17 protein-coding genes are annotated in these 20,677 nt (G+C 67.6%); 9 read left to right on the forward strand and 8 right to left on the reverse strand.

Annotated elements, in window-relative coordinates:
- Positions 1-20 precede the first annotated feature (20 nt).
- The 4 genes from SL003B_RS12715 to SL003B_RS12730 all read right to left on the reverse strand — a co-directional run bounded on the left by SL003B_RS12715 (position 21) and on the right by SL003B_RS12730 (position 3,706).
- Complete coding sequence (locus SL003B_RS12715; RefSeq protein ID WP_013653258.1) at positions 21-1,064, reverse strand: branched-chain amino acid ABC transporter permease; 1,044 nt, start codon at positions 1,062-1,064, stop codon at positions 21-23.
- A gap of 1 nt (position 1,065) precedes the next feature.
- The gene (locus tag SL003B_RS12720) at positions 1,066-1,944 is read right to left on the reverse strand and encodes a branched-chain amino acid ABC transporter permease (protein WP_013653259.1); all 879 of its coding nucleotides are present in this window, start codon (positions 1,942-1,944) and stop codon (positions 1,066-1,068) included.
- A complete protein-coding gene (locus SL003B_RS12725; RefSeq protein ID WP_013653260.1) occupies positions 1,944-2,783 on the reverse strand; it encodes an ABC transporter ATP-binding protein in 840 nt (279 codons plus the stop codon). Before SL003B_RS12725 ends, SL003B_RS12720 begins: the two co-directional genes overlap by 1 nt.
- Positions 2,784-2,929: 146 nt before the next feature.
- The gene (locus SL003B_RS12730) at positions 2,930-3,706 is read right to left on the reverse strand and encodes a FadR/GntR family transcriptional regulator (RefSeq protein ID WP_013653261.1); all 777 of its coding nucleotides are present in this window, start codon (positions 3,704-3,706) and stop codon (positions 2,930-2,932) included.
- A 459-nt stretch (positions 3,707-4,165) separates the two neighbouring features.
- Between SL003B_RS12730 and SL003B_RS12735 the strand changes: the two genes are divergently transcribed.
- The 3 genes from SL003B_RS12735 to SL003B_RS12745 are packed head-to-tail and all read left to right on the forward strand — an operon-like array spanning position 4,166 to position 8,130.
- On the forward strand, positions 4,166-5,914 hold the full coding sequence (locus tag SL003B_RS12735; RefSeq protein WP_041375524.1) for an FAD-dependent oxidoreductase: 1,749 nt from the start codon (positions 4,166-4,168) through the stop codon (positions 5,912-5,914).
- A 24-nt stretch (positions 5,915-5,938) separates the two neighbouring features.
- Positions 5,939-7,729 carry a thiamine pyrophosphate-binding protein gene (locus tag SL003B_RS12740; RefSeq protein WP_013653264.1) on the forward strand — a complete coding sequence of 597 codons (1,791 nt, stop codon included), beginning with the start codon at positions 5,939-5,941 and terminating at the stop codon, positions 7,727-7,729.
- Between the two features lie 32 nt (positions 7,730-7,761).
- Positions 7,762-8,130, forward strand: coding sequence for a cupin domain-containing protein (locus SL003B_RS12745; protein WP_013653265.1), 369 nt, complete (start codon positions 7,762-7,764; stop codon positions 8,128-8,130).
- Positions 8,131-8,194: 64 nt separating this feature from the next.
- On the opposite strand, the gene SL003B_RS12750 is transcribed toward SL003B_RS12745, so the two are convergent.
- A complete protein-coding gene (locus SL003B_RS12750) occupies positions 8,195-9,172 on the reverse strand; it encodes a LysR substrate-binding domain-containing protein (RefSeq protein WP_206771925.1) in 978 nt (325 codons plus the stop codon).
- A gap of 184 nt (positions 9,173-9,356) precedes the next feature.
- On the opposite strand from SL003B_RS12750, the gene SL003B_RS12755 reads away from it, so the two are divergent.
- The 6 genes from SL003B_RS12755 to SL003B_RS12780 all read left to right on the forward strand — a co-directional run bounded on the left by SL003B_RS12755 (position 9,357) and on the right by SL003B_RS12780 (position 17,225).
- The gene (locus tag SL003B_RS12755) at positions 9,357-10,622 is read left to right on the forward strand and encodes an ABC transporter substrate-binding protein (protein WP_013653267.1); all 1,266 of its coding nucleotides are present in this window, start codon (positions 9,357-9,359) and stop codon (positions 10,620-10,622) included.
- Between the two features lie 102 nt (positions 10,623-10,724).
- Positions 10,725-11,600: a branched-chain amino acid ABC transporter permease gene (locus SL003B_RS12760; protein WP_013653268.1), complete on the forward strand. Its 876-nt coding sequence runs from the start codon at positions 10,725-10,727 to the stop codon at positions 11,598-11,600.
- Positions 11,600-14,134, forward strand: coding sequence for a branched-chain amino acid ABC transporter ATP-binding protein/permease (locus SL003B_RS12765; RefSeq protein ID WP_013653269.1), 2,535 nt, complete (start codon positions 11,600-11,602; stop codon positions 14,132-14,134). The genes SL003B_RS12760 and SL003B_RS12765 overlap by 1 nt, the downstream gene beginning before the upstream one ends.
- A gap of 36 nt (positions 14,135-14,170) precedes the next feature.
- The gene (locus SL003B_RS12770) at positions 14,171-15,634 is read left to right on the forward strand and encodes an aldehyde dehydrogenase family protein (protein WP_206771926.1); all 1,464 of its coding nucleotides are present in this window, start codon (positions 14,171-14,173) and stop codon (positions 15,632-15,634) included.
- 35 nt (positions 15,635-15,669) lie between these two features.
- Positions 15,670-16,392 carry an SDR family oxidoreductase gene (locus SL003B_RS12775; RefSeq protein WP_013653271.1) on the forward strand — a complete coding sequence of 241 codons (723 nt, stop codon included), beginning with the start codon at positions 15,670-15,672 and terminating at the stop codon, positions 16,390-16,392.
- Between the two features lie 107 nt (positions 16,393-16,499).
- Positions 16,500-17,225 carry a transporter substrate-binding domain-containing protein gene (locus SL003B_RS12780; protein ID WP_013653272.1) on the forward strand — a complete coding sequence of 242 codons (726 nt, stop codon included), beginning with the start codon at positions 16,500-16,502 and terminating at the stop codon, positions 17,223-17,225.
- Here SL003B_RS12780 and SL003B_RS12785 read toward each other — a convergent pair.
- The 3 genes from SL003B_RS12785 to tcuA form a co-directional block, all read right to left on the reverse strand.
- Entirely contained in the window at positions 17,222-18,034 is an 813-nt protein-coding gene (locus SL003B_RS12785) for a sugar phosphate isomerase/epimerase family protein (RefSeq protein ID WP_013653273.1), read from the reverse strand. The two genes, SL003B_RS12780 and SL003B_RS12785, sit on opposite strands and share 4 nt — an antisense overlap.
- 82 nt (positions 18,035-18,116) lie before the next feature.
- Positions 18,117-19,238, reverse strand: coding sequence for a tricarballylate utilization 4Fe-4S protein TcuB (gene tcuB / locus SL003B_RS12790; protein ID WP_013653274.1), 1,122 nt, complete (start codon positions 19,236-19,238; stop codon positions 18,117-18,119).
- Positions 19,225-20,622: an FAD-dependent tricarballylate dehydrogenase TcuA gene (gene tcuA, locus SL003B_RS12795; RefSeq protein ID WP_013653275.1), complete on the reverse strand. Its 1,398-nt coding sequence runs from the start codon at positions 20,620-20,622 to the stop codon at positions 19,225-19,227. The genes tcuB and tcuA overlap by 14 nt, the downstream gene beginning before the upstream one ends.
- Positions 20,623-20,677: the final 55 nt, after the last annotated feature.

Consider the following 20,677-nt stretch of genomic DNA (forward strand, 5'->3'; position numbering starts at 1 on the left):
ACTTGGATGCCTGTTGCGGTCTATTTCTTGAAGGGCCAGAGATGGAAGAACCTCCGCAGTCTCTGGACGATTTCGGCGAGACCCTTGGGCTCGAAGACCAGGAAGCCGATGATCAGCGCGCCGAAAACGATGGTCCTGACGGGCGACAGCAGCGTGCCCGCGTTGGGCAGGACGGGCGACAGGATGTCGACGACGAAGCGCAGCAGTTCGGGCACTAGCGTCATGAACACCGCGCCGAGGATGCCGCCGAGGATGGTCCCCATGCCGCCGACGATGATCGCCGCCAGGAAGAAGATCGAATAGACGAAGGGAAAGCTCTCCGGCGTCACCACGCGGAAGAAATAGGCCCACATGCCGCCGGCCAGACCGGCGTAGAAGGACGACACGGCGAAGCTCATCAGCTTGTAGCGCAGCAGCGAGATGCCGAGCACCTCGGCCGAGATGTCGCGGTCGCGGATGGCGATGAAGGCGCGGCCGATGCGGGTGCGGAACAGGTTGGCCGCGCCCAGCACCATCAGCGCCGTGATCGGCACGAAGACGTAGTAGAGCTGGACGTAGTCGGTCAGCGGCGTGCCGAGGAAGGTCGCCGGCGGCACGCTGAGGCCGCTGTTGCCGTTGGTCACCGTCTGCCAGTTGACGAAGACGAAATGCAGGATGAACGAGGCGGCGATGGTGGCGATGGCGAGATACAGCCCCTTGACGCGCAGGCTCGGCAGGCCGACGACCACGCCGATCAGCGCGGCGACCGCGCCGGCGGCGACCAGGTTGAGCAGGAACGGCGTGCCGATCCTGATCTCCAGCACCGCGACCGTGTAGGCGCCGACCGCCATGAAGGCCGCCTGGCCCAGGCTGACGAGGCCGGTGAAGCCGGTCAGGATGTTGAGGCCGGTCGCGCTCGCCACGTTGATGGCGACGAAACAGGCGAGATAGAGCCAGTAGTTGTCGAGGACGAGCGGGGCGAGCGCGAGGCCGACGGCCAGGACGCCCATCCAGATGCGCTGCGGACGGGTGGTCAGCAGGGCCTCGTCGGCGCGGTAGCTGTGTTTGGCGGTTCCGATCAGCATGTCACAGACGCTCGATTTCGCGGGTGCCGAAGAGGCCGTAGGGACGGATCATCAGCGCGACGATGAGAAGGCCGAAGGTGGTGACGAGCTTGTACTCGCCGCCGAGATAGGTGCCGGCCCAGGCTTCGATGAGGCCGATGGCGAGGCCGCCGAGCAGCGCGCCGGCAACCGAGTCGAGGCCGCCGACGATGACCACGACCAGCGCCGACAGCCCGAACACGCCCATGGCCGGCGAGATGCCGCCGATGGCGCCGAGCAGGACGCCCGCGCCTGCGGCCGTGCCGCAGCCGATGATCCAGGCCAGCGAGAACACCCCCGGCACGTTGATGCCGCAGGAATAGGCCGCTGCCTGGTCGGTCGCCGTGGCGCGCAGGGCGACGCCGCCGCGCCAGAACCGGAACAGGGCCAGGAACAGCGCGATGACGAGCGCCGCGACGACGAAGGCGATGGCAATCTTGCGCGACACATAGGCCTCGCCGAGGAAGATCGGCGCGTTGCCCATGAAGGCCGGCAGCGCGCGCGGGTCGGTGCCCCAGGTCAGTTCGACCAGCCCGACCAGCACCGAGCCGAGCCCGATGGTGACCATGAACACCGCGATCGGGTTCTCACCGAGCATCGGGCGGATCATGCCGCGCTCGACCACCGCACCGATCGCGCCGCCGCCGGCGATCGCCAGCGGGATCGCCGCCCACGCCGGCATGCCGAGGCCGGAGGCGAAGGCGAAGAACAGGTAGGCGCCGAGCATCAGCACCTCGCCGACCGCCAGGTTGATGACCCGCGTCGCCTTGTAGATCAGCACGAAGGCGAGCGCCGTCAGCGACAGCAGCGCGCCCGAGCCGAGACCCGCCAGGGACACTTCGATGAAGAACAGCACATCCATCACGCGGCTCCCGCTTCGGCTTTCAGCCGCGCCATCAGCGCGGCCGGGTCGCCGCTGCCCAGATAGGCTTCGGCGACATGCGGATCGGCCTGCACCTCGTGCGGCAGGCCGCTGGAGATCACCTCGCCGAAGTTCAGCACGACGACGTGGTCGGAGATATCCATGACCATGCTCATGTCGTGCTCGACCATCAGGATGGTGGTGCCCCACTCCTCCTTCACGTCGAGGATGAAGCGGGCCATGTCCTCGGTCTCCTCGCGGTTCATGCCGGCCACGGGCTCGTCGAGCAGCAGGATGCGCGGGCGCATGGCCAGCGCGCGGGCAAGCTCCACCCGCTTCTGCAGGCCGTAGGACAGCGCCGCGACCGGCATGTTGCGGATGTGGTTGATCTCGAGGAAATCGATGATGCGCTGCTCGACCTCGGCGCGCAGCTCCATTTCCTCGCGCGCGGCCGGGCCCCAGTAGGCGAGCGCCTGCAAAAGGTTGGTCTTCATGTAGGCGTGCCGGCCGAGCTTGATGTTGTCGAGCACGGTCATGCCGCGGAACAGCGCGATGTTCTGGAACGTGCGGGCGAAGCCCATCTTCGCCCGCTCCGGCGGATGGGTGCGGGTGACGTCCGCACCGTCGTAGACGATGCGGCCCGCCTGCGGCTTGTAGAAGCCGGAGATGCAGTTGAACATCGACGTCTTGCCGGCGCCGTTCGGCCCGATCAGCGCGGTGATCGAGCCCGGCTCGACCTCGAAGGAAACGTCGCGCAGGGCCTTCAGGCCGCCGAAGGACAGCGACAGGCCTTCGACCTTGAGGCGCGCGGCGCCCTGTGCCCCTGCCCTAGCCTGCATCGCTCGACTCCCCTGTCATCGGCACCGCCGGCGGGATGACCGACACGACGCGCGGCATTGCGACCGCGGCCGGCCGTGTGGACGAAAAACCAGACATGTTCCTCCCCGATCTGCACCCGGCCGCCTCCTTGGCCGGAGCAATCACCTCACGAGAAAAGACCTCCGGGCGACAGCCGCTCGACGACCCGCTCGACGGGCTCGTCGATGTCGCGCCCGGCGCGTTCGAACCCCTTCTTCCAGTCGGCGACGTGACGCCTGATCCAGGCGATCGCCTGTTCCTTGTCGCGCGCCTTCAGCGCATCAATGATGTGCCGGTGCGCGGCGACCATCCGGCTGGCGCCCTGCGGCACGCGCCGGACGATCAGCTCCGACGTCGGAAAGAACAGCAGCGCCGCCGGCTCGCGGGCCAGTTCGAGCACCCGGTTGCCCGAGGCGCGCGCCAGCAGCGCGTGAAACTCCGTGTCGATCTGGGCGAGGCGGATCGGATCGCCGACCGCGAGCTCCAGCCGCGCCTGGGTGTCCTCCAGCGCTGCGATGTCGGCCTCGCCGGCATGGTCTACTGCCGCCTCCACCGAGGCGACCTCCAGCACGATCGCGGTGTCGTAGACCTCGCGGAAGGTGACCTGGTGCAGCACGAGCGCGCGGCTCATGCGGGTCGACAGGTTCCGGTATTGCGGCAGGCAGACGAACAGCTTGCGGCCGGCCTCGCGCTGCACCAGCCCGCCCTGTTCGAGCAGGCGGATGCCTTCGCGCACCGTCGAGCGGTTGACGCCGAACTGGCGCACCAGTTCCGCCTCGGTGCCGATCTCGTCGCCCGGGCGCAGGCGGCCGGCCATGATCTCGCGCTCGATTGCTTCCGCGACCATCTGGTAGGCCGAGGGCACCTTGATGCGTTCGAATCGGGCGACGTCCGCGTCGGCCATGCGTCTCGGGTCCTCCCAGTCCCTTGTCCATTTGTCGGACAAAGCTAACCACTACCCGTCGAACGCCGTCAACCCCGTGTCGCAACGGCACGCCCATCCGCCGAAAGGCTAGGTGTACAAAGGTAGAAACATCCTTCTCAGGGACATTTGTCCGACAATCGGTCGATGATCGCTCGAGACCCGTGCCGCGCCTGGTCGCGCCGATGCCGTCCGGCTACCGCCATAAGGTCCGCTTATATCCACTTCGTTATTTCGTATTTTCCCGCCGTCGCGCCGGGCGCCTACACTGCCCCGCATGCGGATCACGGAACCGGCCGGCACGGGTCGGCGGCGGATGCGTGCCGGCACACCCGGATGTCGTCCCGGGCCGGCAGGGAGGACGACCATTTGAACCAGAGTCGCCGGTCGGGCGGCCGGGCGCGGGAGGCGCTGGACAGGGTGAGGACACGATCGGCTCCAGTGGCAGGGACGGGCGGCATCCGTCGCTGCGATCTCGTCGTGCTCGGCAGCGGTGCGGGCGGCCTGACCGCCGCGCTGACCGCCGCGCTCGAAGGGCTCGACGTGATCGTGCTCGAGCACGAGCCGGTCATCGGCGGCACCAGTGCCCGCTCCTCCGGCACGGTCTGGGTGCCGGACAACCGCCACATGCGCGCCCACGGCATGACCGGCGACCGGGCGATGGCGGAAACCTATCTCGCCGCCCTGGTCGGCGAGCGCGAACGGCCGGCGATGTGGCGGGCGTTCCTCGATGCCGCGCCGCTCATGCTGGCTGACCTCGAGGACCGCGCCGGCCTCGGCTTCCGCCCCTATCTCGCCGCGCCCGACTACCGCCAGGACAAGCCCGGTGCGGCTGCCGGCGGCCGTCCGCTGGAACCGCTGCCCTTCGACGGCCGCGACCTCGGCGAGGATTTCGCCCGCCTCGCCTCCCCGCTGCCCGAACTGATGCTGTTCGGCGGCATGATGATCACCCGCGCCGAGGCCGCGCGGCTGGTCCATGCCGAGAAGGACCCCGGCGCGCTGTGGCTCGGCCTGAAGCTGGTGGCGCGCTATCTGGTCGAGCGCCTGCGCCATCCGCGCGGCCTGCGCCTGGTGCTCGGCAACGCCCTGGTCGGACACCTGCTGAAAGCCCTGCAGGATCGCAAGGTGCCGGTGCTGACCGGAGCTGCGACCGACCGCCTGATCCTGCGCGACGGCCGCGTCTGCGGCGTCGAGGCGGTCCGGGACGGGCGGGCGCTGGCGATCGAGGCGCGCTGCGGCGTAGTGCTCGCCGGCGGCGGCTTCCCCGCCGATCCAGACAAGCGCGCCCGGCACCTGCCGGCCCCGGTCGCCGACCATACGCCCGCCGCGCCCGGCTGTGTCGGCCGCACGCTCGACCTCGCCCTCGCAGCCGGCGCCGTGCTCGGACCGCCGGGCCGCGACAACGCGTTGTGGTTTCCAAGTTCGGTCGCCCGGCGCAGGGATGGAACGACCGCCGTCTATCCGCACATCGTGCTGGACCGGTCGAAGCCCGGCCTGATCGCCGTCGACGCCTGCGGGCGCCGCTTCGCCAACGAGGCGGTGTCCTACCACGAGTTCGTGCGCGCCATGTATGCCGCCGACGCCAGCCGCCCGGCGATCCCGGCCTGGCTCGTCGTCGACCGGGCCTTCATCCGTCGCTACGGCCTGGGCCTGATCCGTCCGCGCACGCCGAGCCTGAGATCCTGGGTCGACAGCGGCTACCTCCACGAGGGGAACACGGTCGCCGACCTCGCCCGGACGATCGGCCTGCCGGCGGACGAACTGGTGGCGACCGTCGCGCGCTACAACGGCTTTTCCGCCGACGGCGTCGACCGCGACTTCGGCAAGGGCGGGACGGTCTACGACCGCAGCAACGGCGACCCGACGGTCGCCCCCAACCCCTGCCTCGGCCCGATCGCGCAGCCGCCTTTCTACGCCGTCGCCGTCTGGCCGACGCCGCTCGGCACCAGCCGGGGGCTGGTCGCCGACACCGACGCCCGCGTCCTCGACGCGGCCGGCGATCCGATCCCCGGCCTCTATGTCTGCGGCAACGACATGCAGTCCGCCTTTGGCGGCGAATATCCCGGCGCCGGCGCCCAGCTCGGCCAGGCGATGGCCTTCGCCTGGCTGGCGGCGCGCCATGCCGCCCGACACGCGACGCGCCGGGACGGGGCGTCGGAGTCGGGCCGGACAGGTTCAGGACAGAAGTAGGACACAAGCCAAGCGAGCGAGATAATGGCAGTACGCAAGGGTGGCGACCTCATCGCCGAGTTTCTGGTAAAAGAAAAAATCCCTTATGTTTTCGGGATTTGCGGCCACGGCAACGTCGGCCTGCTGGATTCCCTCTATGACGTGAGGGACGAGGTCAAGCTGGTCTCGCCGCGCCACGAGCAGACCGCCGCCCACATGGCCGACGGCTTCTTCCGCGTGTCCCACAGCCCGGCCGCCACGCTGACCTCGACCGGGCCGGGATCCGCCAATCTGATCATGGGCTTGGCCGTGGCGCAGACGGATTCCTCGGCGATCCTGTCCATCACCGCCAACGTGCCGACATCGCAGTTCAACCGCGGTCCGTTCCAGGAGCTCAACCAGCACCACCAGGCCGATTTCAACAATGTCATCAAGCCTGTAGTCAAACGCAGCTTCCAGCCGACGCGGGTCGAGATGCTGCCGCTCGCCATGCGCCAGGCGGCCCAGACCATGACCACCGGCCGCCCCGGCCCGGTCAATCTCGACATACCCTACAACCTCTTCCTGGAAAGCGCTGACGTCAAAGAGGAATCTGCCTGGGCCGGGTTCAATCTCCGCCGCTCGGGGGCGAGTGACGCCGACGTTTCGACCGTCTGCGACTGGCTGCTCGCGGCCGAGCGCCCGGTGCTGTTCATCGGCCACGGCGTGACGTTATCCGAGGCCGGCAGCGAACTAGTCGCGCTCGCCGAGCGGCTGTCGATCCCGGTCATCAGCTCGCCCAACGGGATGGGCTGCATCGACATGCGCCATGAGCTATCCCTCGGATTCATCGGCAGAAACGGCGCCTACCAAGCCAACCAGGCGGGCCGCCACGCCGACCTCGTGCTGGCCGTCGGCGCCCGTTTCGACGACCGCTCGGCGTCGTCCTGGATGCCCGGCTACTCGTGGAATTTCCCCCACACGCGCCTCGTCCACGTCGATGTCGACCACGCCGAGATCGGCCGCAACTACCCGCCCGACCTCGGCATCCTCGCCGACGCCCAGGCGTTCCTGCGTCAGGTGCTCGCCGAACTCGACCGCCGGAGCGTCGGCCGAGGTTCGCGCAACGAGAAATGGCTCAATGAAATCAAGGGCTGGAAGGCCGAATGGGAGACCTTCGTGCAGCCCGGCTTCGAGACCCACGCGCGCCCGATCCGACCAGAGCGGATCGTCGCCGACGTGCGCAAGGTGCTGCCCGACGACGGCATCCTGACGCTCGATTCGGGCATCCACCACAACTGGTTCATGCAGTTCTGGCAGGCACGCCGGCCGCAGAGCATGTTGAATACATGGGGCTATTCGGGCATGGGCTTCGGCCCGAGCGCAGCCCTTGGCGCCAAGCTCGCCGCGCCCGACAGGCCCGTCGTGTCGGTCTGCGGCGACGGCGGCTTCACCATGGTGCCCCATGTCCTGTGCACCGCGGTCGAATACGACATCCCGGTTGTCTGGGTGGTCTGGAACAACTTCGCCTGGGGCGCCATCCGCGACCTGCAATATGCCTATTTCGGTGGCCGCGAATACGGCACCGCCTTCTACCAGGGCCCCAACCGAGAACCCTACAACCCCGACTTCGCCGCCTGGGCGCGCGCGTCCGGCGTCGACGGCTACACGGTGACCCGGTCGCAGGACTTCGCCGGGGTGCTGGAGCAGGCCATCGCCGCCAACCGCCCGGCACTCATCGACGTCCATGTCGACGCCGACATCCGCCCGCCTGCGACCGGCGCCTGGGAACTGCCGCCGATCGTCCCGAAGCCGCCGGTTTATGGCCGCCCGTGGCGGCCGGGCGACACCAACTGACTGGAACACAAAGAGAAATCTGGAGATATCCGATGACCGGCAAAGACGCGATCACGATCCGCAACATCGCCGAGGAACCCTGGCAGCAGTTTCCGGGGCACTTCGGCGGCGCCCTGTCCAAGGCGCTGGTGCATCCCGACACCACCGGCTCGACGCAACTCGACTACCGCATCTCCACCTACCAGCCGATGGCCTATGTCGAACGCCACGTGCACAAGGTGCAGGAGCAGGTCTACCATGTCCTCGAGGGCGAGGGCATCATGGAGGTCGGCGACGAAAAGCGGGTGGTGCGCAAGCACGACGTCATCTTCCTGCGGCCGGGAGTCTGGCATTCGATCCAGAATACCGGGCTGGGCGACCTGACCTTCATTGTCGTGACGGCGCCCGTCAAGGACGACTAACCCGACCCAACGCCGCCCGGGCAGGCGGCGATCCTGATCGAGCCCGGCGGGCGAACCGCCCGGCTCAGATCATCACGCTGGAGGCTTCCAGGGCGCGCAGCACCGAGATGTCCTCGAAGCCGTCCCACGCCTCGCCGTCGACCAGTTCGCGTGCCGTCTCCTTCAGTTCGTTGGCGACGACGGCGGCGGCCGTGGTCAGGCGTTCGGGCGGCAGCGAATAGAGGAAGTTGCGCCGGCGGAAGCGGGCGTCGGAAATCGGCAGGCAGCGCCACTTGCGCCCGCGCGCCCCCTCCTGCATCACCGCACCCATCGGCTTGATGGTCGCGCCGATGTCGTCGTAGACGCAGTTCATCAGCAGCGACAGCGAATCGATCTCGGCGACGACATTGGTCGGCAGGCCGCGGTTCTCGAACTCGGCCGCGATACGCTGGCGCAGGCCGTGCGATCCGGTCGGCAGGATCAGCGGGATCCGGGAGGCCTCGGCGATGGTGATCGAGGTACGACCCGGCGGCACCAGCCGGCTGTGCTCGGGCACCATTACGAACAATTCCTCAACGAGAAGCGGCTCGATGGTCAGATCGGGGGCGATATCGGCGCTGAACAACACCGAAAGGTCGAGCTGGCCGAGCCGCATCAGGTGGCCGATGTGGCCGCTCATGCCTTCCACCACGTTGAGCAGGATGCTCGGGTAGCGCTCGCGAATCTTCTTCACCAGCCGCAGCCCGATGGCCGACACGGTCGTCGCAGGCAGGCCGACGGAGACCATGCCTTGCACCGCACCGGTCTCGCTGCGGGCGATCGACAGCGCCTGCTCAAGCTGGCGCAGCATGAAGCGGGCATGATGATAGAGCGCAAGGCCGTTCTCGGTCGGCGAAATGCCCTTGGACGAGCGATGCAGAAGCGGCTTGCCGACCTCGTCCTCGAGTTTGGCCAGTTGCTGGGACAGCGCGGGCTGCGCGATGTGCAACTGGCGCGACGCCTTTGACAGGCTGCCACTCTCTACGATCTGCACGAAATAGCGGAGTTGCCGTGTATCCAACATTCTTTCACCTAACACCAGTTCTCGTCATAAGTCCACGTTATACCCCATCTCTCTATTTAGTATTTCCGATCCTTCCGCGCGTTTTTTAAATTCTCCCGACATCGACCGGGATCAGTCCGCGCGCGACCGGTCCGTCAGAACAACAAGAACCTTGCTGAACATGTGCACAACGGGAGGAACTATCATGACGAAGCGTATGTTTGAAATCGGCGGCGGTAGCCTGGTGACCAGGCGGTCGGCCCTGAAGTTCGGAGCCGCTGGCCTTGCCGCCGGCTCGATGCTGTCCATGCCGGCGATCGTGCGGGCGCAGGCCGACGCCATCAAGATCGGTCATCTCACCCCGATGACCGGCTTTCTCGGCGTGCTCGGCGAATGGGCGGTGCAGGGCATCCAGATGGCCGCGGAGGAGATCAACGCCGCCGGCGGCGTCATGGGCCGCAAGCTGGAGGTCGCCTCGGAAGATTCGATCAACCCCGACACCGCCGCGACCAAGGCCCAGCGCATGCTGGAACGCGACGGCGTCGCATTCCTGATGGGCGAGATCAGCTCGGCCTCGGCACTGGCGATCTCGCAGGTGGCGGCGCGCAACAAGCGCCTGTTCATGGCGCTCGGCCCACGCTCCGACACGCTGCGCGGCAAGAGCTGCAACCGCTACATGTTCTGCACCGACATCCCGAATACGGTAATGGTCAACGCCGTCGGCAGTTCGCTGATGCGCGACAACATGGTCAAGGGCAAGAAGTTTGCCGCGGTCACTTCGGACTACGTGTTCGGCCATGACCTGCTGCGCGCCGCAAAGGCCTTCTTCGACACCCATGGCGGCAACATCGTGTCCGACGACCTGGTCGCGACCGACGTCACCGACTTCAGCCCGTACCTGCTTAAGATCCGCCAGGCGCAGCCGGACGTCGTCTGCCTCAACCTGGCCGGCAACCAGGTGACCAACTTCGTCAAGCAGTATGCCGAATACGGCCTGCCGTTCCCGACCGTCGGCTTCAACCTGAACACGGCCGACGCCTGGGCCGCCGGACTCGGCAACCTGGCCGGGACCTGGCCGACCGTGTGGTATCACACGCTCGACAATCCTGCGTCGCTGGCCTTCGTCGAGGCCTTCAAGACCAAATACGGCAAGATCCCGGAAAACCATGCCTGGATCGAATATGTCTCGCTCAAGATGATGGCCCAGGCCATGGAGGAGACCAAGTCGACCGACAGCGAGGCCCTGGTCGACTACCTGGAGAAGGGCGCCGAGTTCGACATCCTCAAGGACCGCAAGGCCTACTTCCGGTCCTGGGACCACCAGCTGATCCAGGAAGCCTATCCCTTCAGCGTCAAGGCGGACGCGACCGACGTCATCGACATGATGGAACTGGGCGCCGCGGTGCCGGGCGCCGACGAATCGCTCGAGGTCATCTATCCGACCCGAGAACAGAACCCCTGCAGCCTCTGAGGCTGCCGGATCGAGGGCGGGCGCCGAACCGGCGCCCGCCATTCGGCGCGGCCGCGGCGCTCAAGCCGGACCGGCCACGCTCCCCTCACCTTGGACATGACCATGCAGTTCGTCTTCCTGATGGAGCAGGTGGTGAACGGCCTCGTGCTCGGAGGCTACTACCTGCTCATCGCGCTCGGCCTGTCGCTGATCTTTAGCGTCGGCGGCATCGTCAACCTGTCGCACGGCGCGTTCTACGCGCTCGGCGCCTATGTCTCGATCGAGATCGCCAAATATCTTGGCTTCGCCGGCGGTGCCATCCTCTCGCCCGTGATCGTCGGCCTGCTCGGCATCCTGTTCGAACGCTTCATCCTGCGACGCTTCTATACCGCCGACCCGATCCTTTCCCTGCTGGTGACCTTCGGCTTCGCCATGATCGGCGAGCAGCTGATCCGCATCCTGTGGGGTGCAGCGCCGATCCCTGTATCGATGCCCGCGGCGATGAAGGGTCCGGTGATGGTCGGCGACTTCCTGTTCTCGCGCTACCGCCTGTTCCTGCTCGCGGTCGTCGTCGTCATCCTCGCCGGCATCTGGTTCCTCCTCAACAAGACAGCCTTCGGCCGCGTCGTGCGCGCCGGGATCCAGAAGCCCGACATGGTCGCGGCCCTCGGCATTCGCCTGCAGCCCTACATGACCGCGGTGATCGTGCTCGGCGTCGGCCTTGCCGCGCTCGGCGGTGCGCTGTTTGCGCCGATCACCATCGTCCACCCCGCCATGGGTGCGGAGATCCTCACCGTCGCCTTCGTGGTGGTGGTCATCGGCGGGCTCGGCAGCTTCTGGGGGGTCATCGTCGCCGCGCTGATGGTCGGCGTGGTGCGCGGCGTGACCATCCACTTCGTCCCGGCCGCCGGTGCCGCGTCCATGTACCTCCTGATGTTCCTGGTGCTGATGCTCCGGCCGCGCGGCCTGTTCGGTGAACGCATAGAGAAATTCGAATAATGACAACGACCCTTCTCACCAAGTACCGGCCCCTGTGGATCGGCATGGCGGCGCTGATCGCGCTGCCGCTGATCATGCCGGTGATCGGCCTGACCGTGAACACGGCGTCCGTCATCGTCATCCTCGCGATCGCGACGATGGGGCTCAACCTGCTGGTCGGCTACACGGGCCTGCATTCCTTCGGCCACAGCATGTGGTTCGGGATCGGCGCCTATGCCGCCGGCCTTGCCCAGACGCACTGGTTCGCCGGCCAGATCGGCCTGCCGATCCTCGTCTCGATGGCCTTCGTCGCGGTCGTCTCGCTGGTCATCGGCGCCCTGATCCTGCGCCGGCGCGGCGTCTATTTCGCCCTGTTGACCCTCGCCCTGGTGGCGCTGAGCTACACTGTCGCCTTCCGCTGGACAGAAGTGACCGGCGGCGAGGACGGCCTCGGCGGACTGCAGCGCGGCAGCCTCGGCCCGATCAGCCTCGATAACAGCACCAACTACTACTACCTCGTCGCCGTGATCGGTCTGGCCGTGCTGTTCTTCATGCTGCGGCTGGAGCGTTCTCCCTTCGGCCATGTCCTGGTCGCGATCCGCGAGAACCAGCTGCGGGCGACGTTCCAGGGCTACAATATCGACCGCTACAAGCTGGCCTCCTTCGTCATCTCCGCGGTGATGACCGGGCTGGCCGGCGCGCTGTCCGGCTTCCAGCACTACATGGTGTCGGCGGAATCGACGTCGATCGCCCTGTCCGGCGAAATGCTGGCCATGGTCGTCATCGGCGGCATGCACAACATCCTCGGCCCGGCGATCGGCGTCGTCTTCTACATCCTGTTCCGCGAACTGTTCTCGATCTGGACGACGAACTGGCTGCTGTGGTTCGGCATCGTCTTCGTCGGCTTCGTGATCTTCTCGCCCGGCGGCCTGGTCGGCATCTGGGCCCAGATCAGGCGGCGCTGGAAGCCGGCTCCCGAAGAATCCGCAGCCATGAGCCGGCGCAAGATCTACGACGGCCTGCCGCTGCCGGGCTTCCTGCGCCCCGACCCCGCCCGGGGGCCCGTGCTGGAGGTCTCCGGCATCGTCAAGACCTTCGGCGGCTTCGCCGCGGTCAAGGACGTCAGCCTGCAGGTCGACAGCGGCCAGATCCATGCGCTGATCGGTCCCAACGGCGCCGGCAAGACGACGACCTTCAACCTGATCTCCGGCATGTTCCCCCCCGACGCCGGGACGATCCACCTCAACGGCACGCCGGTCCACGGATTGCCGGCCAACCGGATCACGGAGCTTGGCCTCGCGCGCTCGTTCCAGATCACCAACCTGTTCGAGGGCCTGAGCATCTACGAGAACCTGCGCCTGTCGGTGCAGGCCAAGCACCCATCCCGCTTCAACCTGTGGCGCGACATCGACAGCTTTCCGGACATGCACGACCAGACCGCCGAGTTGATGAAGTTCCTCGGCCTGGAGGGCATCGACGACATCCAGGGCGGCGACCTGTCCTACGGCGGCCAGCGTCTCGTCGACCTCGGCATCGCGCTCGCCTGCAAGCCGCAGATCCTGCTGCTTGACGAACCGCTGGCCGGCCTTGCGGCCGCCGAACGGGAGCGCGTTACCAGCCTCGTGCGCCGCATGGCGGAAAACATCCCGGTGCTGATCGTCGAGCACGATCTGGATCGCGTCCTGTCGCTGTCGCATGACGTGACGGTCATGAACCAGGGCGAGGTGCTGATGACCGGCGCGCCCGACGCCGTGCGCGCCGACCGGCGGGTGCAGGAGGTCTATACCGGCACCGGCACGCCGCCGGTCACGGGCCGGATGGCGGGCGGCGACACCTCGGCCGCGCCGCTGCTGCAGGTCCAGGGCCTCAACACCTTCTACGGCAAGAGCCACATCCTCAACGACGCTTCGCTGTCGGTCCGCGAGGGCGAGATCGTCGCCCTGCTCGGCCGCAACGGCGCCGGCAAGTCGACGCTGCTGAAGTCGCTGGCCGGCCTGGTGCCGGCCGCTTCGGGCAGCATCCGCTTCGCCGGACGGGACCTGGCCGGCATGGCGGCGCCCGACATCGCCCGGCTCGGCGTCGGCTACGTCCCGCAGGGGCGCGGCATCTTCGCCGGCATGAGCGTAGCGGAGAACCTGTCGCTCGGCCGCCTGGCGCGCGCCACCGACGGCAGCACCGGCGTGGTGTGGAGCGAGGAGCGCATCCTGGAGATGTTCCCGCGCCTGAAGGAACGCTTCCACACTCCGGCCGACTACCTGTCGGGCGGCGAGCAGCAGATGCTCGCGGTCGCCCGCGCCCTGTCCGGCAACGTCCGCCTGCTCTTGCTGGACGAGCCGTTCGAGGGTCTGGCGCCGGCGATCGTCGAGGAGCTGTTCACCGTGTTCGACCAGTTGCGCAGGCAGCTGCCGATCCTGATCGTGGAACACAACCTCGATCTGGTGCTGGCCCTGGCCGACCGGGTGTTCGCCCTCGAACGCGGCGCGGTGTTCCACGAAGGTCCGGCCGAGGCGCTGCTGACCGACATCGACTACCGCAAGCAAATCCTCTGGCTCTGACCCGGCAAGATTGTGCCAGCAAGAAAGGACGGCATCGTGACCACCATCAATGCCAATGAAACGATCCAGCCGGGGTCGGCCGATGCGCACCTGCTGCTGATCGGTGGAGACTGGGTTGCCGGAGAGGGGGCCAGCTTCGATCTGCTGGAGAAATACTCCCTGCAGCCTCTTGCGACCATCGCCACGGCCAGCTCGGCCCAGGTGACCCGCTGCGTGGAAACCGCCCACGCGGCCTTCCGTGCCGGCGCCCCGTCGCCCCACGAGCGCGGCGCGATCCTCGACCGCGCCGCAGCCCTGGTCGAGGCGCGCCGCGCCGACTTCATCCGCACCATGCAGGCCGAGGCCGGGTTCACGGCGACGGATGCCGGCGGCGAGGTCGGCCGCTGCGTCCAGACGCTGCGGCTATCCGCGGAGGAAGCGCGCCGGCTCGCGGGCGAGGTGATCCCGCTCGCCGGCGCACCGAACCAGGAGGGCCGACTCGCCTTCACGCTGCGCGTGCCGCTTGGCGTCATCGCCGCGATCACGCCGTTCAACTCGCCACTGAACACCGTCACCCACAAGGTCGCGCCGGCGTTCGCGGCAGGCAATGCGGTCATCCTCAAGCCCTCCAGCAACACGCCGATCACCGGACGGAAGCTGGTCGAGGTGCTGGTCGAGGCCGGTATGCCGCGGGGCTTCCTGTCGCTCGTCCAGGGTGGCGGCGATGTCGCCCGCGGGCTCCTGGAGGACGAGCGGGTGCGCTTCTTCGCCTTCACCGGCAGCACCGAAGTCGGCCGCAGCATCCAGCGTGCGGCAGGCCTGCGCCGCACACAGATGGAGCTCGGCTCGATCGCCTTCACCATCCTCGCCGACGACGCCGATCTCGACCGGGCGCTGCCGCGAATCGTCAATGCCGGCTACCGCAAGGCAGGCCAGGTCTGCACATCGGTCCAGATCCTACTGGTTCAGGACCGCATTCTCGACACGGTTACCGCCCGACTAACCGCCCTGGTCGCCGCCCTGCCCTACGGCGACCCCTATGCCGCCGACACGGTGGTCGGCCCGATGATTGCCGAGAAGGAGGCGATCCGCGTCGAGAGCTGGATTGCGGAGGCGATCGGCAAGGGCGCGAGGCGTCTGGTCGGTGGCGAACGGCGGGGCGCCGTCATTCCCCCGACGCTGCTGACCGACATCGACCCGTCGATGCAGGTCGGATGCTGCGAGATCTTTGGGCCGGTCGTTTGCCTGATGCCCTATGCGTCGCTGGACGAGGCCATCGACCGGGTCAACGCAACACCCTTCGGCCTCGCCTCGGGTATCTTCACCAACCGGCTGCAGGACGCTCTCGCGGCGGCCCAGCGACTTGAGGTCGGTGGCGTGCACATCAACGAAACGTCGAGCTCGCGCGTCGACATGATGCCCTACGGCGGCTCCAAGGACAGCGGCTTCGGCCGCGAGGGGCCCCGCTACGCCATCCACGAAATGACGGAGGAGCGGGTCGTCACCATCTCGACGAAGTGACCCGTGCCATCCCCTCCCCAAAACAAGGACGAACCATGAGCAAGAAAATCGCACTGGTATTCGGCGGCTCGCGCGGTATCGGCGCAGCATGCGTCAAGGCGCTGAACGAAGACGGCTTCGACGTCGCCCTGACCTATGTCAGCAACCCGCCCGAGCCGATCGCCGCCGCCCCCGGCACGGTCATCCGGGCCTACAAGGTCGACATCGGTTCTCCGGCCGAGGTCGCCGGGGCGTTCGCCGACGTTGCCCGGGACTTCGGCGGCGCGCCGAGCTGTGTCGTCGCCAACGCCGGCATCAACGTGCCGCCCGCACCGATGGCCCAGTTCGATCAGGACAACTTCCGCCGCCTGGTCGAGGTCAACATCGTCGGAGCCTTCAACATCCTGGCGGAAGCCGCGCGCCAGGTCGCCGACAACGGCGCCATCATCGCCACCACGACGTCGCTGGTGCGCCACGCGGTGCCCGGCGTCGGCCCCTACAGCGCCACCAAGGCAGCCGTCGAGTGCCTGGTCCGCTCCATGGCCAGGGAGTTGGCCGGACGCGGCGTCCGGGTCAATGCAGTTGCTCCCGGCCCCATCGACACCGATCTGTTCCGGGCGGGCAAGAACGAGGAGGCGCTGAAGCGTTCCGCCGCCATGAGCCCGCTCAACCGGGTCGGTCAGCCGGAAGAAGTCGCCGCCGTCGTGGCCTTCCTGGCCTCCGACAAGGCGTCCTGGGTGCTTGGTCAGGTCGTACAGCCCAACGGCGGCCTGATCTGAAGTCCTTCGTCCACCCGGCAAGACCGAGAGCACAAGAGGCCCGGCCGCAACGGCCGGGCCTCCTCGTTCGATTGCCTGCTCGGGCAGGAAAGGCGTAAAGGGATGCCATGGACAGAAAAGTGATCGATGAACTGGCGCCGCACGGGGTCCTTCGGGTTGGCGTCAACATGGCCAACACCTTGCTCGTCTCCGGCACGGACGCAAACGGCGATCCGGTCGGCGTCTCCGCCGACGTCGGGCGCGAGATCGCCGCCCGGCTCGGGGTACCGGTCCGCTACGTCAAATATGCCTCGCCCGGCGAGGTCGCAGATGATGTCGGAAACGACGCCTGGGACATCGCCAACATCGGCGCCGAGCCCCAGCGCGCCGAGGCGATCCTGTTCACCCCGGCCTATTGCGAGATCGAGGCGACCTGTCTGGTGCCGCCGAACTCACCGATCCGCAGTCTGGCGGAGATGGATGTCGCGGGGCGCCGGATCGCCACCAAGGCCCGCGCGGCCTACACCCTCTGGCTCGAGCGTACCATCCGCCATGCCGATCTCATCCTCGTGCCGCCGACGACCGACGCCTTCGACGTCTTCGTCCGCGATGGGCTGGACGCGCTCGCCGGCCTGCGGACGCAACTGTCCAAGGCGGCAGGCAGGATGGAAGGGGCCCGGATCCTCGACGGCAAGTTCACCGCGGTCCAGCAGGCGATCGGAACGGCGCGGACGAACATGCAAGCGGCCGCGTGGCTGACCGAGTTCGTCGGCGAGGCGAAGGCCTCGGGCCTGATCGCCCGGTTGATCGACAGGCATCGGGTCGACGGACTGAGCGTGCCGGTCGGAGACTAGAAGCCCGCCGCCAGAAGGGCGTCGACCGAGGCCGGCAGATCCCGATCCGGCGTGCGCGAGATGACTTCGAGCATGCAGGGCCGTGTGTAGCCGGCCGCCCGGATCGCCTCCGGCAGGCGGGCGAAGTCGAGATCGCCTTGGCCGACCGCGTCGTGGCGGAAGGCGCTGCGGGTGGTGTCGGAGAGATGCACCAGAGCCAGACGCGACGCCACCGTCGCGAGGCCATCGACCGGATCCTCCGCAACGAAATGGGCGTTGGCGACGTCGTAGCAGACCCTCAGCTCCTCCGCTCCGTAGCGGGCGAGCGACGCCATCAGGTCCGCAGCGCCAGGCAGGAAGGCGAAGGGCATGTTCTCGACCCAGATCTCGACGCCGCAGCCTTGCGCGATTGGCAGCAGCGCGTCGAGCGCACGGAAGAAGTGCCCTTCCAGAACGTGCTTGGGCAGGGGGAAGAGCTGGTTCGGCTTGCCCGGCCCGAGGATCATCGCCTGCGCGCCGATCTCGCCGGCAAGGCGCAGGAAGCCGGCGTTCAGGTCGAGGCTGCAGGTCCTGGCCTCGGCCGCCGCGGCGGCGATGTTGAGATCGATGTTGGGCGTGTTGACCGTCAGCGGGCGGATGCCGGCCTCCTGCAGCGCACGCCGGACATCCGCGATCGCATCCCGGCCGTCGCCGATCCACAGATGGCCGGGATAGAGCATGAGTTCCACCTCGGCGACGCCGAGACCGCCCAGATGGCGCAGACAGGCGCCGGCGGTCATCATCTGGGTGTAGGAATAGGTGTTGACGCCGAAGCGGCTGCCGATCTGCATTCCGGTCTCCTCCCCGATCCCGGTGTTTCCGGTGCGGCTTCCAAGAGCCGCGCCCGGCAAGTCACTTGCCGGCGCTCACGCTTCAGGCCTTCGCCGTGGTGGGCACGGTCGCCGGTCGGTCGGCCTTGCGTTCGGCCGCATAGAGCATCAGCGCGCCGAAGCGGTAGAAGCCGTGCACGAACTTGCCGTAGGGCATGGTCAGGAACAGGGCGAACACAACGCCGAGATGGACCGCCAGGGCAATCCCCATGGCCGACGTCTCGCGCAGGACCATCAGGACCAACCCGGTCAGTCCGGTCGCGAACATCATCGCCAGGAACGCCGTCTCCATGCCGAACTTGGCCTTGTCGACCAGATCGTCCTGACGCTTCAGCTTGGCAAGGAACAGGCCGACCGGGCCGACCACCAGGCCGATGCCGCCGGGAATGCCGAACAGCTTGGGCAGCGAGGTCCAGCCGTAGGGCGCCGGCCAGTCGAACACGTAGTGATAGATCGTGCCCGTCGAGGTCGCCGCGAAGCACAGCAGGAAGCCGTAGAAGGTCAGATGATGGTAGAGCCGCCGGTTGTCGGTCGGCTTCTCGTCCGCGTTGTAGCAGCCGACCCCGCCGCCATCGAGATAGCGCAGGCTTGCCACGTCCTTGACGGCCTGCCAGATCGACAGGCCGGAGGCGGCTGAAACGCTGCCGGCGCCGATGTCCCTCCAGAAGTTGAGGAAGCCCATGACGATCGCCAGCAGCGCATAGAGCGCGACGGCGCCGAACAGGCCGGCCATGACGTTGTGCGGCATCAGCCGGTAGAACTCGCCGCTCGTGCCGGTCAGCACCGAAGGATCGTGCCACAGCGCGAAGCCGAGGATGAAGCCGGCGACGGAAAGCGCGGCGACGATTGCGATGGCGAGGCCGTTCCTCTCGAACATCGGCTGGAATGCCTTCGGCCAGGCATAGTGGCGGTAGCTGTCGGTGCGCACCTTGGCCATGGTCTGCGGCACGTTGACCTGGAACTCGTGCGGCGGCGAGAACTGGCAGTCGACGTAGCAGGCGCCGCAGGCGTGGCAGAGGTTGGCGAGATAGTTCAGATCGCCGTCGGCGAAGCTGCGCCGCAGTTCCATCGCCGGGAATACCGCGCACAGGCCCTCGCAATAGCGGCAGGAATTGCAGACCGTCATCAGACGGTCCGCCTCGTTCAGATGATCAGTTGCATGCATGGTTCGCAGCTCCCTCGCCGGCGATGCGGCCGAAAACACTGCCGATGGTCATGCCGACACCGGCGGCGTAGCCCTTGCCGAGCACGTTGCCGGCCATGATCTCGCCGGCGGAGAACATGTTCCCGGTCGCCCCGCCGGCGGCGAGCTGCATGCGCGCCTCCCGGTCGACGCGGGTGCCGAGATAGGTGAAGGTAATGCCGGGACGCACCGGATAGGCGTAGAAGGGGGGATCCTCGAGCCGGCGCGCCCAGTGGGTCTTCTCGATGGCGAGGCCGCGCGTGCGGCAGTCGTCGAACACGGTATGGTCGAAGCTGCCCGGCTGGACCGCCGCGTTGAAGGTGCCGACCGTCGTCTCCAGCGCCTCGACCGGCAGGTCCAGCTTGTGTGCCAGCTCGCCGATGCTGTCGGCCGAAATCGGCGGGAACAGCGAGGGCATGAACAGCTTCAGCGACTTGGCGTCGAAGATGATGTAGGCGATCTGGTCCGGCTGGGCGGCGACCAGACGGCCCCAGATGGCGTAGCGCTTGGGCCAGAAGTCCTCGCCCTCGTCGTAGAAGCGCTCGGCGTGCCTGTTGACGACGATGCCGAACACGACGCAGTCGAGGCGGGTGATGATGCCGCCGTCGAATTTCGGCGCCCGCGCATCGATGGCGACCGCATGGCACTGGGTCGGGTCGCCGATCGCCTCGACGCCGTTTGCAAGCAGCATCTTCAGCACGTCGCCGCGGTTGCAGGGCGTGCCGCGGATGAGGAAGTTCTCGGCTCGCTCGCCCCAGCCCTCCTTGAGCCAGTCGATGTTGGCCTCGAAACCGCCGGCGGCGGCGACAAGGGATTTCGCGGCGATCCTGACGTCCCTGCCGCCGATCCGGGCGATGGCGGCGCGGAAGCTGCCGCCGTCGATCTCCAGTGCGGTGACCGGCGCGTCGTAGAGCACGTCGACGCCGAGCTTCTCCGCGGTGAGATACAGCGCATTCAGCATCGCCCGGCCGCCGCCGAGGAAGAAGGAGTTGGTCCGCCCGAGGCTGAGCGTGCCGCCGAGCGAGGGCTGGAAGCGCACGCCCTGCTCGGTGATCCAGGTCAGCATCTCCTTGGAGGCCGCAATCATGTGCTTGGCCAGCGCCTCGTCGGTGTTGCCCTCGGTGACGCGCAAGAGGTCGTCCCAGAACTCCTCTTCGGTATAGGGCCCGGTCAGCGTCTCGGTCGCCGTGTCGTGGGCGCAGCGCATGTTGCGCGTGTGGCGGGTGTTGCCGCCGCGGTAGAACTTGGGCGCCGCCTCGACGACGAGCACCCGCGCGCCCTTGCGCCGGGCAGCTATGGCCGCACACAGCGCCGCGTTGCCGCCGCCGACGACCAGCACGTCGGTGTCCAGTCTTTCGCACTTCATGGGACTCTCCTCTCCCTCGCGCGCGTCATGCATGGGGTCAGGGGCCGACCGGCAC

Origin of the sequence: Polymorphum gilvum SL003B-26A1, from assembly GCF_000192745.1 — a bacterium.
Taxonomy (GTDB): Bacteria; Pseudomonadota; Alphaproteobacteria; order Rhizobiales; family Stappiaceae; genus Polymorphum; species Polymorphum gilvum.